The organism is Rhodococcus sp. 15-649-2-2 (assembly GCF_002258645.1).
Taxonomy (GTDB): Bacteria; Actinomycetota; Actinomycetes; order Mycobacteriales; family Mycobacteriaceae; genus Rhodococcoides.
This window is the reverse complement of the sequence record NZ_NPFM01000026.1, coordinates 76278-90304: the sequence shown is the minus strand read 5'-3', so window position 1 is coordinate 90304 and position 14027 is coordinate 76278. Positions and strand designations below refer to the sequence as shown.

Sequence of the window (14027 nt, the reverse complement as noted above, 5' to 3'; positions counted from 1 at the left end):
GACCGACAGCACGCGCCAGGGATACGAGTCGGGTCGCACCTGCGTCGACGGGCCGACCCCTGCAGCGACGATCAGAAGTCCATCAGGTTGTCGCGGAACAACTCGTGCGCATATCCGTCACGAATCAGTCCACGCTTACGCAGTTCGGGTGCCAGACCGTCGGTGATCTCGCTGATGTACCGCCGGTTCACGCTTCCCGCGATGAGGAAGCCGTCACCGCCGACCTCGGCCGCGATATCGCCCATCTGCTCCGCCACCGCGTCGGCTGTGCCGATCAGTTGGACGGACTTCCTGATGTCCGAACTGGCAGCCTCGCGCAGTGTCATCCCGGTGGTGTTGGCACCGATCAGGGCCATCGTTCCCCGGCCCGCATTGGTCTCGACGGTGGGAATCGGCGCGTCCAGATCGAATTTCGAGAAGTCGATACCGCTCGCATAGGACATCGAGGCCAGATTGACGTCGATGTTGTTGCGGAAGCCGTCGAGGATCCGCTCGTTCTTGTCCTGCGCCTCTTGCTCGGTCTCACCGAGTACCGGGCTGACGATGAACATGATCTTGCACGAATCCGGGTCCCGGCCCTCCACGATCATGCGGGCCCGGACGTCGTCGCGATACGTCTTCATGGCCTCGACACTCTCGACCTGAGCCAGAATGGTCTCGGCATGCTTGGCCGCGAAGCCGCGCCCTGCAGGCGAACCGCCGGCCTGGCAGATCACCGGTCGGCCCTGCGGCGTCGGAGTGGTGTTGATCGGCCCACGGGACGAGTGGTACTTGCCCTTGAAATCGATGTTGTGGACCTTCGCGAAATCGGCGAAGACGCCCGCTTCTCGGTCGAGCCGAACCGCATCCGGCTCCCACGAGGACCACAGTTGCTTGACGAGATCGATCCATTCGTCGGCCATCTCGTACCGGTGGTCGTGCTCGAACATTTCCTCGTAGCCGAAGTTCTGTGCCGTCCGAACATTGTGTGAGGTCACCAGATTGACCCCGGCGCGCCCGTTGCTGAGGTGGTCGAGCGTTGCTGCCGTGCGGGCCGCCATGTACGGCGGATGGAACGACGTCGTCATCGTGGCGATGAGGCCGAGACGCTCGGTGTGCTGACTCAGGATGGGCAGCAACGAGTTCGGGTCCTGCTTGGGGACCGACCGCGCATTGGCCAACCACCACTCCGAGGAACCACCGAACGAGTCCGGGACGAACGAGCCGTCCTCGAACATGATGTAGTCGAATCCGGCACGTTCGAGCGATCGTGTCATGTCGATGTACAGCTCGGGGTGGTTCCATTCGGTTCCGCCCTCCCCCGACCACATCTGGTTCCACGACTGCACCTGCCAGCTCAAGAACCAACCAAGGTGGAACATGTCTTCTCCTCTTGTGTCGAGACCTACGGTCGGTCGATCAGAATGCGCGAAGGTTCTCGCGGAAGTGGCTGTGCTCGTATGACGTTCGGGTCAGTCCTCGACGCTTGAGCGCAGGCACCAACCCGTCGGTGATCTCGGCGACGTAGCGCCGGTTCATCGGAGCGCCCGCGATGAGGAAACCGTCGCCGCCTACCTCCTGCATGACGCCGTCCATCATGTCGGCGACGTCGTCGGGAGTGCCCACGAACTCCAGGGTGTCGATGGCGCTGTGGCCGGTGATGCGCTCGCGCAGGGTCTGCGTGCCGTCGCCCTTGAACTCGGCGAAACTGCTTCGGTGCCCGTTGCTTTCGAGATCTGCCGGCAACGGCTCGTCGAGGTCGAACTGGCTCAGATCGATACCGGACAGGTGCGAACGCCCGGCGAGGAGCGCATCGATGTTGCTCGACGCTGCATCTGCCCGACGCTTCTGCTTGGCCTTGGCCTCGGCCGTCGTCTCACCGAGGATTGGGGAGATCAGGTACATCACCTTGACGTCGTCGGGGTTGCGGCCTGCCTCGACGGCACCCTGGCGGATGTCCTCGCGGTAGCGGCGCATCTTCTCGGTCCCATGAGGATTGGAGATGATGGCGTCGGCATGCTTGGCGGCGAACTCCTTGCCTTTGTCCGAGCCACCTGCCTGCAGAAACACCGGCCGACGTTGCGGGCTGGGTATGGTGTTCAACGGTCCCCTCGACTTGAAGAACTTGCCCTCGAAATCGATTCGGTTGACTTTCTCGTGGTCGGCGTAGATGCCGCCCGCCGAGGTGTCCGCGTGCACCGCTCCGTCTTCCCACGAGTCCCACAGTTTGCAGGCGAGCTCGACGAACTCGTCGGCGATGTCGTAGCGGAGATCGTGCTCGGGCATGTCGAATCCGTAGTTCTGCGCGGCGCGAGTGTTGCTGCCGGTGACGATGTTCCAGCCGATTCGCCCCTCGGCGATATGGTCGAGCGTCGACATCAGACGCGCCACGGTGTACGGGTGGTAGAAGGTGGTGGTCAGGGTCGGAACGATGCCGAGGTGCTTGGTCGTGTAGGACAGAATTCCGGCGAGGACGGCAGGATCGTGTTTCGGTGCCGCGGATGCCGTTGCCAGGTAGTACTCCATCGAACCCTTGTAGGTGTCCGAGACCTGCACCGAATCCTCCATGATGAGGAAGTCGAAACACGCCCGCTCGAGCGAGTGCGCCAGGTCCACGTACTGATCGGGCATCATCCAGTCGGTCGCACCGGTACCCGACCACGGCTGGTTCCAGGACTGGACGCCGAAGCCGGCTCCGAGGAACCATCCGAGGTGAAATTTGTTGGCAATCATAGTTTTTCTCCAGATACGAAACGAGTGAAAGGGTCAGAATTCGAGCAGGTTGTCGCGCAGATGATCGCTGCTGTACTCGGTGCGCATCAGGCCACGACTCTGCAGAGCGGGCACGAGTCCGTCGGCGATCTCACCGATGTACCGTCGGTTGTGCGGCTGGCTCCAGATCAGGAACCCATCCCCGCCGACCTCGGCCATGGCGTCGCCCATCTGCGCGGCAACAGCATCTGGTGTACCGACCAGCTCCATCGATTCGGTTCGGTACGCAACGCAGGCCTCGCGGAGCGTGCGGCCGTCGGCCCAGTTGCGGAAGTTCTCCAGCGTGGACTGGTGCCCGTTGGTGTGTACGTCCTCGGGCATCGGCTTGTCGAGATCGAACGTGGAGAAGTCGATCTCCATGCTCGCCGACCAGCCGACCAGGACGCCGGCCGGGTTGGCGCGCACGGCCTCGGCTTTGCGCTGCTGGCGTGCCAGCGCGTCCTCGTGCGTCTCACCGAGGATGGGCGAGACCACGTACATCACCTTTGCCGAATCGGGATCGCGGCCGTGCAGCGCCATCCGGCGCCGGATGTCGGCTCGGTACTCCTTCATCGCGGCAACACCTTTGGGCAGGGCCATGATCATGTCGGCGTGCTTGGCCGCGAAGTCGCGGCCTGCCGGTGAACCGCCCGCCTGCGTGATGACCGGTCGCCCCTGCGGTGACGGCAGCGTGTTGAGCGGCCCGCGCGAGGAGTAGTACTTGCCCTGGAAGTCGATGGTGTGAACCTTGGTGTGGTCGACGTAGGTGGACGTCTCGCGGTCCATCACCACAGCGTCGGCGTCCCACGAGTCCCACAGCTTTTCGACCAGCTCCACGTACTCGTCGGCGCGTACGTAGCGCTCGTCGTGCGGAGGTAGCGCGTCCATACCGAAGTTCTGAGCCGCACGATCTTCGCTGGACGTCACCACGTTCCACCCGATACGACCCGAGGACAGGTGATCGAGCGAGGAGATCGAGCGTGCGAGAAGGTAAGGCGGATAGAAGGAGGTCGAGGCGGTCAAGGCGATACCGAGATGGCTGGTGGCCCGGGTGAGCAAGGGAGCCAACGCCATCGGATCACCCTTCGGTGCCCACCCGCCGGTCTTGAGGGTTGCTTCCGAACTGCCACCGTACGTATCCGAGACCATCGACGAATCTTCGAGGAGCAGAAAGTCGAAGCACGCACGTTCGAGTGTCTTGGCGAAGTCGACGTAGAAGTCTCCGTTCAGCCAATCCCCACTGTCGGAACCCTCGAACGCGGTATTCCAGGACGTCGGTACGAAGCTGCCGAACCAACCGAGATGAAATCTGTTGTCTGTCATGGTCACATTCGTTCCTCGCTGGTCGTTCTTCCTCGGTGTCGGTCAACTACACCGCGCGGATGTTTCGCCCGGCCACGTTCTCGGTAGCCGTCGGATTTCGCCGCGGATCACGGGCGTTTCCGCACGCAGTTCGGTCGGGAAGCCCGATATGACCACCGACCGAACTGCCTTCGGGAGTGCGCTCTACGAACCGAGCGTCAGATTCGAGTAGTCGATCCGGAAATCGGTGCGCTGTACGAACCCGCCGATGCCGGCCTCGAGCGCCACCGACGGCCGCACCCTGGCGATGAAGATGTAGGGCGCCTGCTCGGTCATGCGCAGCTCTGCCTGATTCCAGAACACCCCGGCCTCGGGGCTCAGTGCATCACCGGCATCGAGTCCTTGATCCACCATCGCGAGAAACTCGGGGTCGTTCCACAGCGCGATGTTGGAGCCACCACCCGGCTGCGTGAGCAACTGCAGCGAGTACGGCGGAGTCATCGTCACCGATGCACCGATACTGAGGCTGGCCTGGACCTTTCCGGCCAAGGTGTCGGCATTGAGCTGCGCTGCAGGCACTTCCGCGATCGTGACGTCGATGCCCGCTTCGGCCGCAAACGACTGGATCTGAATCGCCGTGTCCTGCGCCGCCGGAAGCTGATTGTTGACACTGAGGGTGAACGCAAGACCATCGGTCAAGCCGGCCTCCGCCAGCAGCGACTTGGCTCGCTCGGGGTCGCTGTCGTACTGGGGAAGATCGCTCCCGTCCCAGTTCGGCGCTTTGTCGTCGAGTACGTGGTTGTACTTGTAGGCCCTGCCGAAGAAGACGTCGGACATGATCTGGTCGTACGGGATCGCGTAGGCCATCGCCTGGCGGACACGCACGTCGTCGAACGGCGCGGTGGTGGTGTTCATCGAGAACAACAGGTACTGATTCGATGTCGTCGTCGGGACGGTCACGGCGTCGTTGCTCTCCAACGTGGCCTGGTCCGACGAGCGCAGCGCCAGGGCGACATCCGCGTCGCCGCGGGTGACCATGTTCGCTCGTGTCGCGGGGTCCGCCACGACGCGTCGGATCATGCGCTTCACCTCGGGCTCACCGAGAACGAAGTTGGGGTTCGCCGTCATGACGATCTCCTGGCCGGGAGTGACGGACTCCAACATGTATGCGCCGTAACCGAAGTTGCCGCGCATCATGTCCTCGGCACCCCACGCGACGGCGTACGGGTCCTCGGGAGTGGCGTTCTCGATGAGGTAGTTGCTGTCGTAGATCGACCCGATGTTCTCGGCGAGGTTCGCCAGCAGGGTCAATCCGTAGCCGGCCTTCTGCACCGTGAAACTGACGGTGTAGTTGTCGACCTTCTTGATCTGGGTCGCCGGGTCGGTCAACATCGGCTTGTAATAGCCGGCCATACCGCCACCCGGGGTGGCGAACTTGCGCTCGAAGGACCACAGCACGTCATCGGCGTCGAGCTCGTTGCCGTGCTCGCTCATCACGCCCTGCTTCAGGGAGAAGGTGTAGACGAGTTGGTCGGGGCTGACGTCGTAGCTCTCGGCCAGGTACGGCTCGAAATTGTAGTAGTCCTGTACCAACGCATCCGAGCCGTCCTCCTCGACGTACGGCTTACGAATCAGCTGCGCGTGCATGTTGTTGGTGACGTCCTGATTGTCGGTGCCTGCGGTGTAGCCGTAGTCGCGCACCACATTCGACGCCTGGTCCGGTGTCACGACGACGATCTCACCGGGAGTCGACGCCGAGGACTCGGTTCCGCCGTCCGAGCAAGCGCTCAAGGCGAGGGCACCGACGAGCAGCGGGACCGTCCACCTGAGTCCGATGGAAAGACGATGAGAGGTTTTCACGAGAGTTTGTTCTCCTTCTTCGGTGCACGAGTGCAGGTGTCATCGCCGGTCGAGCCGGTGGCTTCGATCGCGTGAGATGAGGGACTAGAGAGGTTTTCGCGGACCGCACTGTCCGTTGTGGCAGATGGCCGCAGTCAGTGGGAGCGGCGGGTGCCCTTGGTCAGCCTGCGACCGACGATGGCCACCGAGGCGACGGTCAGACACAGCGCGAACGCGGGAGCGCCTGCCGACCAGAGCTTTCCGATGGCGGCGTCGCCTGCGCCGCGGGTGATCATAGAACCCCATTCGGGGGTGGGCGGCGGCAGACCGACACCGAGAAAGCCGAGCGCTGCGGTGAGAATGATCGTCATGCCGAACACGACCGACGCGTTCTGCAGCGCCGGAACCGACGAATTGGGCAATACGTGTCGGAACACCAGTTGCGTCTCGGACAGTCCTGCCTGACGGGCGGCATCGAGATACGCGTCGCCGCGCACCCGCAGTACTTCGGTACGGACGAGCCTGGCCTGAATCGGCGCGAGAATGATCGAGAGCGTGAAAATCATGGTGATCGAGGACGTTCCGAAGAACGACACGACAACCAAGGCGACGATCACTGTGGGAACGGCTTCGAGCAGATCGAGGAAGCGCGCCGCGCCGCGAGCCAGCAAGCCGCCCAGTCCGCGTCCGGCCTCGTTCATTCCGATGGTGAGTCCGATCAGAATTCCCGCCACGGTGGCGGCAACCGTGACGGCGAGGGCGATCGTCACGTCGATGCGGGCCCCGGCGATGGTGCGTGAGAACACGTCGAGGCCGTTGGAGTCGGTGCCGAGAAGAAACTCGGAATCCGGTGACAGAGAGGGTGCACCGACGACCTTGGTCGGATCGAACGGGACGATCCACGGCCCGATCAGGGTGATCAGCAGAATCACGGCCAGCGGAACGAAGAGCAGGACAGTGCCGACCGAGACCGACCTTCGAGTCGGCCGTCTCGCACTGCGAGTATCGGACTCGACTTTCTTCGGTACCAGAGCAACCATCAGGAACCACCTCCTGCTCGGCCCGGCTTGCGCCGCGGGTCGAGCAACATGTTGACGAGATCGACACACAGGAACACGACCAGTGAAATTGCCGCGACGACGAGCAGGAACCCCTGCAGCGCAATCAGATCCGTCGCCGCGACTGCCTCGACGGCGTATCGGCCCATGCCGCCGAGGCCGAACAGGGTCTCGAGGATGACCGCACCACCGAGAAGAGAGCCGAAGACCATGCCGAACAGCGCGACGGTCGGCGGCAATGCGCGCCGGTACGCACTTGCATAGATGTATTTGCGGGCCGAGCCGGTGGCGATCTTGAACATCGTCGGTTGCGCGGTGAGGCTCGAATCGAGAGCTGTCAGAAGCTGTTTGAGCAGAATCGGGGTGACCGAGAGCACCAGCACAGCGATCGGGAGCAGCAGGTGCGAGATCATCGAGGACACCACAACGGTGTCTCCACGGAGAATCGCGTCGAGCAGCGGGAACGAGGTGAGCGGCTCGGGTTCGGTCAATCCGGCCCGCACTCGGCCGGTAGGGGCGGGAACCACCTGCAGCGTGGCGTAGAACAGGAAGATTCCGACCACTCCGACGACGAATTCCGGAACGGCTCCCGCTGCTTGGGCATAGCCGCGAACAGCCCGCGCAGCAATGGATCTGGGCCGGGAGACGACTACTGCCGACAGCAGCAAGGTGATCGCCAGGAGAAAGAAGAACGCAATTCCTGCGAGTTCGAGCGTGCCCGGTAGCCGGTCTGCGATATCGGTTGTCACCGGCCTACCGGTCATGATCGCGTTGCCGAGGTCGAAGTGCAGTAGGTCGCTCAGATACGACATCAACTGAGACCACAGGCTGCCGTCGAGACCGAGCTCGGCCTTCGTCGCCAGATAATCGGCTTCGGTGGCTTCCGGACCGACCACTTCGCGGGCCGGGTCACCCGGGATAGCGCGTACCAGGAAGAAAGCGGCGACCGCGAAGACCAACAGATGCAGCGGTAGGACGGCCACTCGGCCGAGCCACCACCGTTGACGTCCGAGAAATGTCTTCATCGCGCTGCCGCCACGGCGAGTTGCTCGACTGCTTCGTCACCGCGGTACGCGTCGAGCAACGCCGCCGTGTACGGGTCCTGTGGTCGCTCGACGACATCGTCGGTGCTGCCCTGCTCGACGACGACTCCGTTCCGCATGACTACGAGGTCGCGGGCGATGAACGCCGTAGCGGGAAGTCCGTGCGAGACGAAGACCAGTCCGCATTCCGATTCGATGCAGTACCGACGAAGCATGTTCAGGATTGCGCCCTGAACCGAGACGTCCAATGCGGACACCACCTCGTCGCACAGCAAGATCCGGGGCCGAACGACCAACGCCCGAGCAATCGAAAAACGCTGCCGTTGACCTCCCGAGACCTCCGAGGGATATCGGTCCGCCATCGCGGGGTGGATTTCGAGTGACTCCAATGTCTCGTCCACTCGTGCGTCTGCGGCCTTGTTGTCCATACCGAGAAGCCGGACGGCAGGTAGCCGCACCGCATCACGCAATGTTCGGCGCGGATCGAAGGACGATGTCGTGTCCTGCGCGACATACTGCACCTTCGACCTGAATTGACGCCTGCCTGACTTCGAGGACAGCACCCCGTTCAGTTCGGCTCCGTTGTAGCGCACCGAACCCGTCGTGGGTGAAAGCAGCCCGCACATCATCCGAACCAACGTCGACTTGCCGGATCCCGACTCACCGACGATTCCGATTGCCGAACTCGACGTGATCGTCATGTCGATGTCGTTCACGGCCGGTGCGCTGGATCCCGTGCGATCGAAACTCTTGCCCAGGTGTTCGACGTCGATCTCGGCGTACGCAGTGCGCGAATTGCCACTCATCAAGATCCTCCAAGCCGGTTGTCTCCAGCAGATCTGCTGCTTGTTCGCACAGCTTTCTCGACACGCATTACTGAAAACGACCTCCGGCGTAACTGAAGTATTACGCCGCCTGAATCCGCTGGTCAGAGCCCCCGGAACTTTATTAACGCCGCAGTGACGTAGGTCTCGGCCACCCTGCGCGCCGGCGACGAGCGGCGTTATCGGAACCTACAAACGGCTCGAGCAGGGGTTGTTCGCGGCGTAATAACTCATTTACGCCTGCGCCACGTTCAGTAATGCCGCTGCAGCAGGCTTCGTTCATGAGCAACCGATGAGTTGCCCACCATCACGAAAGGATTGGCATGAACGAGCACGCTTCCGCCGACTGCGTCGAGCCGACGCAGTTGTCCACCGATCGACTCCACTCGGGCGTTGCCCGATGATGCACCTCGGATGGTTCTTCACCACGGGTTTCGGTGTCTACGGCTGGAACCAACCGTGGTCCGGCAACGTGGCGTCGGACATCGGTCGCCCCGATCTGTTCGTCGACGCGGCAAAGAGCCTGGACCGCGCCGGATTCGACTACATCATGCTCGAGGATTCCTCCGTGTTGTCCGACGTGTATCGCGGAACGTTCGAGAGCTCGGTTCGACGCGGGACCACCGTACGTTTCGACCCGATGCCACTCGTCCCACTGATGGCCGACGCCACCGAGCGCATCGGCATCATCGCCACCGTCGCGACGACGTTCTACCCACCGTTTCTCGCCGCACGGTTGATGTCGACCCTCGATCATGTGACCAAGGGCCGCGTCGGAATCAACCTCGTCACCGCGAGTGCCGACGGAGCCGCGCAGAACTACGGACTACCCAAGCAGATCGAGCACGATCTCAGATACGAGATGGCAGACGAATGGGTCGATGTCGTGTCGCAGCTGTGGGATTCATGGGACGAGGATGCTCTGGTCCTCGACCCGGAGTCCGGTGTGTTCGCCGATCACGAGAAGATCCACAAGATCGACTTCGAGGGAAAGTACTACGCCTCGCGTGGCCCGTTGAACGTTCCGCGCGGCCCCCAAGGGCGGCCGGTGATCTGCCAGGCCGGCGGCTCCCCTGCCGGCCGGGCGTTCGGTGCCAAGCACGCGGACACCATCATTGCCAACGTCCGCGGACTCGACGCGATGAAGGAATACCGCGAGGACATCAGCCGTCGACTGGTCGATTACGGCCGCAAGCCGGACGACGTCAAAGTGCTGTTCCTGGTCAGCCCCATCATGGCGGACACCGATGAGGAAGCCGTCGTCAAGCGCGATCGCATGCGCGAAGTCCAGAAGAACAACATCGACGGAGTACTCGCTGCGATGTCGTATCTCAGCAGTACCGACTTCTCGCAATTCGACATCGACGCACCGGTTCCCGATCTGACCAAGTACAACGGCCACAAGAGCACGCTCGAGGACATGGCCAAATCGGGAAAGACGCTGCGCGAGATCATCGCCAATTATCCGACCGTCGAATCGATGGAACTCGTCGGAACAGCCGAGACCGTCGCCGAGAAGATGGACGAGGCAATGGAGTTCGTCGGCGGCGACGGATTCCTCATCGCCTCCCCCGTGACCCGAAAAGTGATCTCCGAGATCAGCGACGGTCTCGCTCCCGCATTGCGTCGACGCGGGGCAATACGCGACGGCTACTCCCGAATGACGTTCCGCGAGAACCTCGCCGCCTTCTGAATCGGTGGCGTTGTGATCGCCACGTGCGCTAACGCCGCAGCGTGCACCGTTTTCACAGCCCTTGCGAGCGGCGCAATGGTTCCGCAACGATGGGGTGTCACGACCGTCACGCGCCTGGTGTTGGCTGATGTCATCGCCTCGAAGAATAGGTTCACCAATGAAAATCACTGTAGTAGCAGGCAATCCGAAACCCGAGTCGCGCACACTCGACGCAGCGCATGTTCTCGCAACCGCACTGACGGGTGAACCCGGAGAGACCATCGACGTGATCACCCTCGGGGCCGGTCTGCTCGGCTGGGGCGATCCGGCAGTGAAGGCTGCAGTCGAATCCGTCTCTTCGTCGGACCTCGTCGTCTTCGCCAGTCCGACGTTCAAGGCGACATACACCGGCGTACTGAAGCTGTTCCTCGATCAATTTGCCGGAGGCACCGGCCTGCAGAATGTCGTTGCCGTTCCGCTCATGTTGGGTGCCGGGCCCGCTCATGCGATGGCACCGGATCTGTTTCTCAAGCACGTTCTGGTCGAACTGGGCGCGATCACCCCCGCCCCCGGGCTCTACCTGATCGATTCCACCTACACCACCGATTCTCTTATCGCCGACTACGTCTCACGCTGGGGCGACACCATCGTCGCCGTGGCCCGAACCCGAACGGATGCATCATGACCCTGACCACCACAAGCCTCGACCAGTCCGTTCTACGAAACGCGTTCGGGCAGTTTCCCAGTGGTGTCGTCGCCGTCTGCGCCGAGATCGACGGGGTCAAGATCGGCATGGCCGCAAGCAGTTTCGTTGCGGTATCGATCGATCCGCCTCTCGTCGCCTTCTGCGTACAGGACACCTCGACGACGTGGCCCAAGTTCGCAGCAGCACCGCGCATCGGTATCAGCGTGCTCGGTGAGCTCCACGACGTCGCCGCACGAACCCTCGCGCAGAAGACAGGCAACCGCTTCGAGGGATTGACCACGACGACGACCGATGACGGTGCAGTCTTCATCGACGGTGCGAGCATGTGGCTCGACGCCACCGTGACCGAGCAGATTACTGCCGGTGACCACGACATCGTGCTGATGCGCATCAACGAGCTCGAAATCAAGGACGGTATCGCACCGATAGTGTTCCACGGCAGTAAGTTCCGACGCCTCGCTGTGGATCTGTGATGAGTGCCGTCGAGCATGCCCTGGATGCGCTGCGAGCAGGAAAGCCGGTGTTCGTCACCGACTCGGCAGATCGCGAGAACGAGGGCGACGTCATCCTCGCGGCCGACCGGGTCACTCCTGCGTGGACGGCGTGGACCGTCCGCAACACCTCGGGCCTGCTGTGCGCTCCGATGAGTGACGCCCGCGCGGACGCCCTGGAGTTACCGCCGATGGTGTCGAACAATCAGGACCCGAAGAAGACCGCCTACACCGTCACTGTCGATGCGGCCGTGGGCATCACCACCGGAATCAGCGCAGCGGATCGAGCCAGGACCCTGCAGGTCTTGGCCGATCCCGGTTCCGTCGCCACCGACATCATCCGTCCCGGCCACGTCCTACCGCTCCGGGCACGCCCCGGTGGCGTCCTCGAGCGGCCGGGTCATACCGAAGCCGCCGTCGACCTGTGTGCGCTCGCCGGGCTTCCCGCGGTAGGTGTGATTGCCGAACTCGTCGCCGACGACGGTTCGATGATGCAATTCCATGAGATCGAACGCCTCGGCTCTCGCATGCATCTGCCGGTACTGACCATCGAGGAACTCATCGCTTATCGCCGGCTGGTCGATCCCGCGCCGGTGGCCGTCCCCGCTCGTGTGGAACGAATCGTGGAGACCGTTCTCACGACACCGCACGGCGAGTTCCGGATGTTCGGCTACCTCGACCTCGAAACCGGCGCCGAGCACGTGGCGCTCGTCTCGGGAGATGTCCGCAACGACGCCATGGTTCGCGTTCACTCGGAGTGTCTGACCGGCGAATCGTTCCTGTCGCAGCGCTGCGAATGCGGCCCACAACTCACCACCGCTCTCGAGCGGATCGCCAACGAAGGAGGCGTACTCGTCTACCTCCGCGGTCACGAAGGTCGCGGAATCGGGTTGCTGAAAAAGCTTGCCGCATACCGACTTCAGGACGAGGGATTCGACACCGTGCAGGCCAACCTCGAACTCGACGAGCCTGCCGACGGACGCGAATACGGCGGTGCGGCAGCCATTCTGCACGATCTCGGCCTGACGACCGTCCGATTGCTGACGAACAACCCGGACAAGATTCGCGGCCTCGAAGCGCACGGTGTCGATGTCAGTACCCGCTTACCGATCGTCGTGGGTGCGGCGCAGGCGAACATTCACTACCTCGAAACCAAGCGAGCTCACATGGGCCACCTGCTCCCCCGCAGTGTTGCCCAGGGTTGGTAGCCCCACCCACTCGAACCGAGAACTACACCCGGCGGGCCGGAACGGTGATTCCTCGTGCGTCGAGGATGGGACGAACTCCCTCGGCGAAGTGATACGCCTCCTCGAGATGCGGGTAGCCCGAGAGGATGAACTCGTCGAACCCGGCGTCGTGGTATTCGCCGATCAGGTTCGCGACCTCCTCGTGTGAACCGACCAGAGCGGTACCCGCGCCGCCACGAACGAGTCCGACACCGGCCCACAGGTTCGGGTAGATCTCGAGAGAGTCCTTGCTGCCGCCATGCAGTGCGGCCATCCGCCTCTGTCCCTCGGACTGCGACGACGAGTGCAGCGCGTGTGCCGCAGACACCTGATCCTCGGGGAGCTCGTCGAGGAGCTTCTGCGCGACTGCCCAGGCCTCTTCGGACGTGTCGCGGCTGATGGTGTGCAGGCGAATGCCATAGGTGAGCTTGCGGCCCTCGGCGTCCGCGAGCGCCTGCACCTTCTCGATCTTGGCGCGAGCGTCGGCCGGTGGCTCGCCCCACGTCAGGTACGTCTGAACACGCTTGGCTGCCACGGCCAGAGCCGGCTCGGAGGAACCACCGAACCAGAACTCCGGCAATGGATCCGGCGCTTCGGACACTCGCGCATCGGCGACCTTGAAGAACTCACCCTCGTGGTCCACCGACGGCTCGGTCCAAATGCGTTGCACCAGTTCGAGGAACTCGTCGGTGCGGGCGTAGCGCCGATCGTGGTCGATCCAATCCCCGAAACGACGCTGCTCGACGTCGTCGCCACCGGTGACGATGTTGAACAGCACCCGCCCTTCCGAGAACCGCTGCAAGGTCGCGGCCTGCTGCGCCGCCAACGTGGGCGGCGTGAGGCCGGGGCGGAAAGCAACGAGGAACTTCAGCCGTCGGGTGCTCTGCAGCAACGCGGCCGTCGTCAGCCACGCGTCCTCGCACCACGTTCCCGTCGGGGTCAACACACCCTCGAAATCGAGTCGGTCCGCGGCCTGAGCGACCTCGGTGAGGTAGCGCAGCGACGGGCGTCGAAACCCGGCCGGTTCGCGGAGGTTGCCGGATGCGTGGGACGCGCCGACGATGGAGCGGCCGTCGCCAGCGGTGGGAAGGAACCAGAAGATGCGTGCGGTCACGAGCGAACTCCTACGACGTGGT

Annotated in this window: 12 protein-coding genes; 4 read left to right on the top strand and 8 right to left on the bottom strand. The window is 63.1% G+C overall.

Annotation, left to right across the window (positions count from 1 at the left end; genetic code table 11):
• Positions 1 to 71: 71 nt before the first annotated feature.
• The 7 genes from CH305_RS17015 to CH305_RS16980 form a co-directional block, all read right to left on the bottom strand.
• A complete protein-coding gene (locus CH305_RS17015; protein WP_094704339.1) occupies positions 72 to 1361 on the bottom strand; it encodes an NtaA/DmoA family FMN-dependent monooxygenase in 1290 nt (429 codons plus the stop codon).
• A gap of 37 nt (positions 1362 to 1398) precedes the next feature.
• The gene (locus CH305_RS17010) at positions 1399 to 2712 is read right to left on the bottom strand and encodes an NtaA/DmoA family FMN-dependent monooxygenase (protein ID WP_094704338.1); all 1314 of its coding nucleotides are present in this window, start codon (positions 2710 to 2712) and stop codon (positions 1399 to 1401) included.
• A gap of 33 nt (positions 2713 to 2745) precedes the next feature.
• Positions 2746 to 4053, bottom strand: coding sequence for an NtaA/DmoA family FMN-dependent monooxygenase (locus CH305_RS17005; protein WP_094704337.1), 1308 nt, complete (start codon positions 4051 to 4053; stop codon positions 2746 to 2748).
• A gap of 183 nt (positions 4054 to 4236) precedes the next feature.
• Positions 4237 to 5892 carry an ABC transporter substrate-binding protein gene (locus CH305_RS16995; protein WP_094704335.1) on the bottom strand — a complete coding sequence of 552 codons (1656 nt, stop codon included), beginning with the start codon at positions 5890 to 5892 and terminating at the stop codon, positions 4237 to 4239.
• A 134-nt stretch (positions 5893 to 6026) separates the two neighbouring features.
• Positions 6027 to 6911 (bottom strand): ABC transporter permease, encoded by an 885-nt coding sequence (locus CH305_RS16990; RefSeq protein WP_052077540.1) that lies wholly within the window; start codon positions 6909 to 6911, stop codon positions 6027 to 6029.
• Positions 6911 to 7954, bottom strand: coding sequence for an ABC transporter permease (locus CH305_RS16985; protein ID WP_094704334.1), 1044 nt, complete (start codon positions 7952 to 7954; stop codon positions 6911 to 6913). The genes CH305_RS16990 and CH305_RS16985 overlap by 1 nt, the downstream gene beginning before the upstream one ends.
• Positions 7951 to 8778 (bottom strand): ABC transporter ATP-binding protein, encoded by an 828-nt coding sequence (locus tag CH305_RS16980; protein WP_094704333.1) that lies wholly within the window; start codon positions 8776 to 8778, stop codon positions 7951 to 7953. Before CH305_RS16980 ends, CH305_RS16985 begins: the two co-directional genes overlap by 4 nt.
• Positions 8779 to 9196: 418 nt before the next feature.
• On the opposite strand from CH305_RS16980, the gene CH305_RS16975 reads away from it, so the two are divergent.
• From CH305_RS16975 to ribA, 4 genes are all read left to right on the top strand, one after another.
• The gene (locus CH305_RS16975; protein WP_094704332.1) at positions 9197 to 10489 is read left to right on the top strand and encodes an NtaA/DmoA family FMN-dependent monooxygenase; all 1293 of its coding nucleotides are present in this window, start codon (positions 9197 to 9199) and stop codon (positions 10487 to 10489) included.
• Positions 10490 to 10646: 157 nt separating this feature from the next.
• A complete protein-coding gene (locus CH305_RS16970; protein WP_094609851.1) occupies positions 10647 to 11153 on the top strand; it encodes an NADPH-dependent FMN reductase in 507 nt (168 codons plus the stop codon).
• A complete protein-coding gene (locus CH305_RS16965; RefSeq protein ID WP_094609850.1) occupies positions 11150 to 11647 on the top strand; it encodes a flavin reductase family protein in 498 nt (165 codons plus the stop codon). The genes CH305_RS16970 and CH305_RS16965 overlap by 4 nt, the downstream gene beginning before the upstream one ends.
• Positions 11647 to 12873 carry a GTP cyclohydrolase II gene (ribA, locus tag CH305_RS16960; protein ID WP_094704331.1) on the top strand — a complete coding sequence of 409 codons (1227 nt, stop codon included), beginning with the start codon at positions 11647 to 11649 and terminating at the stop codon, positions 12871 to 12873. The genes CH305_RS16965 and ribA overlap by 1 nt, the downstream gene beginning before the upstream one ends.
• Positions 12874 to 12895: 22 nt before the next feature.
• Here ribA and CH305_RS16955 read toward each other — a convergent pair whose 3' ends face one another.
• Positions 12896 to 14005: an LLM class flavin-dependent oxidoreductase gene (locus tag CH305_RS16955; RefSeq protein ID WP_094704330.1), complete on the bottom strand. Its 1110-nt coding sequence runs from the start codon at positions 14003 to 14005 to the stop codon at positions 12896 to 12898.
• Positions 14006 to 14027: the final 22 nt, after the last annotated feature.

Excerpts from the sequence above, each read along its gene's own strand:
- CH305_RS17015 (WP_094704339.1), bottom strand. The coding sequence starts at position 1,361 with ATGTTCCACCTTGGTTGGTTCTTGAGCTGGCAGGTGCAGTCGTGGAAC.
- CH305_RS17010 (WP_094704338.1), bottom strand. The coding sequence starts at position 2,712 with ATGATTGCCAACAAATTTCACCTCGGATGGTTCCTCGGAGCCGGCTTC.
- CH305_RS17005 (WP_094704337.1), bottom strand. The coding sequence starts at position 4,053 with ATGACAGACAACAGATTTCATCTCGGTTGGTTCGGCAGCTTCGTACCG.
- CH305_RS16990 (WP_052077540.1), bottom strand. The coding sequence starts at position 6,911 with ATGGTTGCTCTGGTACCGAAGAAAGTCGAGTCCGATACTCGCAGTGCG.
- CH305_RS16985 (WP_094704334.1), bottom strand. The coding sequence starts at position 7,954 with ATGAAGACATTTCTCGGACGTCAACGGTGGTGGCTCGGCCGAGTGGCC.
- CH305_RS16980 (WP_094704333.1), bottom strand. The coding sequence starts at position 8,778 with ATGAGTGGCAATTCGCGCACTGCGTACGCCGAGATCGACGTCGAACAC.
- CH305_RS16975 (WP_094704332.1), top strand. The coding sequence starts at position 9,197 with ATGATGCACCTCGGATGGTTCTTCACCACGGGTTTCGGTGTCTACGGC.
- CH305_RS16970 (WP_094609851.1), top strand. The coding sequence starts at position 10,647 with ATGAAAATCACTGTAGTAGCAGGCAATCCGAAACCCGAGTCGCGCACA.
- CH305_RS16965 (WP_094609850.1), top strand. The coding sequence starts at position 11,150 with ATGACCCTGACCACCACAAGCCTCGACCAGTCCGTTCTACGAAACGCG.
- ribA (WP_094704331.1), top strand. The coding sequence starts at position 11,647 with ATGAGTGCCGTCGAGCATGCCCTGGATGCGCTGCGAGCAGGAAAGCCG.